Raw genomic sequence first — 1,914 nt, 5'->3', positions numbered from 1 at the left:
CCCTGGGGCCGCCTTTTTGTTGCGCCCGCAGGTGCTGGAGGCGGGCACCTGAGTGGCGTTCCGGAACTGTTGTCGAAAGCACACACTGCCGACGCAACCCTGTTTGGAGCCGCATTTGAGGGCGCCACGGTCACACAGGATCGTGTTTTGCCACAATGCCGCCCCTATGTTCTTCACTTTCGATACCGTTCCTTAATCGTCTCCCGGCATTTTCCGAGGGAACGCGAGGATCGATGCCTCCCGCACCTTCCGCTTGGTTATGACCCGAAAGCCTGCGCCTATGCTGTCTCGCCGCCTTCTCCTGACTGGATCAATCGCTCTCGCTATTGCTCCGACTGTTGCCCTGGCTCAAAACCAGGCGGAATGGTCGCAGAATTACGAGGCCGTTTCCCGCACCCGCGTTCAGCGGACGTCGACACCGATGCTGTCGCCGGACACGCTTGCGGCCACGGAAGAGATGATCCAGCGCTACCGTGACATCGCCTCTCGCGGCGGATGGCAGCCGGTGCGGGGAGCCGAACGGCTTCGCGTCGGCAGCAAGGGCAATGAGGTGGTCGCCTTGCGTCAGCGCCTCATCGTCACCGGAGACCTGGATCCCACGGCAGGCGAATCATCGGTCTACGATTCGTATGTCGAGGCTGGCGTGCGGCGTTTTCAAGCGCGCCACGGCCTGAGCTCGACCGGTGCCATGAACGCGGTCACGCTGACGGCCATGAACGTCCCGGCGGATGTTCGCATGCGTCAGCTCGAGATCAACCTTGTCCGGCTCCGGACGTATGCGGGCAGCCTCGGCAATCGTTTCGTCAGCGTGAATATTCCAGCGGCCCTCGTCGAGACCGTCGAAGCTGGGGTCGTCCATACCCGGCATGCGGCCGGCGTCGGCAAGATCGACCGTCAGTCGCCGATCATGAATTCCAAGGTCGTCGAGATCAATTTCAATCCCTTCTGGACCGTCCCGGCGTCGATCATCCGCAAGGATCTGATCCCCAAGATGCAGAAGGAGCCGAACTATCTCACCGACAACAAGATCCGCATCTTCAACGGTGCCGGGCAAGAACTGAGCCCGAGCCAAGTCAACTGGTTCTCGGACGAGGCGACGCGCTACCGTTTCCGGCAGGACCCGGGCGGCGAGTTGAACTCGATGGGCTTCGTGCGCATCAACATTCCGAACCCGCACGGCGTGTATATGCACGACACCCCGTCCAAGGGCGTGTTCGGCGACGATTTCCGGTTTGTCTCGTCCGGCTGCGTTCGCGTCCAGAACGTGCGCGACTACATCGAGTGGCTTTTGAAGGATACGCCCGGCTGGAGCCGCGAGCAGATCGACGCCACGTTCAAGKCCGGTTCGCGCACCGACGCGCGGATCGCCAGCCCGGTCAACATCTACTGGACCTACATCACCGCCTGGGCGACGCCGGACGGCCTCGTGCAGTTCCGAGACGACATCTACAACCGCGATGGCCTCGGCGCGTCGATCCCAGTCGCCAGCCGTGTGCCCACCGAGCCGGACGAAGAGATGTTTTTGCAGAATTGATCCTGAACGCAGGATCGTCGAAACGGCCCGTCCACACCAGGCGGGCCGTTTTGTTTTGTATTGAGACGTCCCATGTCCGATGTTTCGCCTGTCGGCCTTGCCTTTTGCGAAGCGATGACCGACGAGGGGCGTCGCACGACCTCACCATTCCGGGACCCGACGCAATGATCGTCAAAGACAGCAACGGCGCCACGCTCAACGAAGGCGACTCCGTCACGCTCATCAAGGACCTGAAGGTCAAGGGAACGTCGGTAACGCTGAAACGCGGTACGCTGATCAAAGGCATCCACCTGACCGACGACCCGGACGAGGTGGAGTGTCGCGCCGAAAAGGTGAAGAACCTCGTGCTCAAGACAGCGTTCTTGAAGAAGGCTTGAATC

General features: G+C 61.4%; 2 protein-coding genes. Both read left to right on the top strand.

Annotated features, from left to right (window positions below; all coding sequences use genetic code 11):
• Positions 1 to 280 precede the first annotated feature (280 nt).
• On the top strand, positions 281 to 1,534 hold the full coding sequence (locus tag AC1DT3_RS19480; protein ID WP_477466865.1) for a L,D-transpeptidase family protein: 1,254 nt from the start codon (positions 281 to 283) through the stop codon (positions 1,532 to 1,534).
• A 164-nt stretch (positions 1,535 to 1,698) separates the two neighbouring features.
• A complete protein-coding gene (locus tag AC1DT3_RS19475) occupies positions 1,699 to 1,911 on the top strand; it encodes an alkylphosphonate utilization protein (protein ID WP_477466864.1) in 213 nt (70 codons plus the stop codon).
• Positions 1,912 to 1,914 lie beyond the last annotated feature (3 nt).

This window comes from Microvirga sp. P4_G7 (assembly GCF_056401005.1).
Note: the sequence above shows the minus strand (reverse complement) of the source record. Positions and strands in the feature narration are given on the sequence as shown.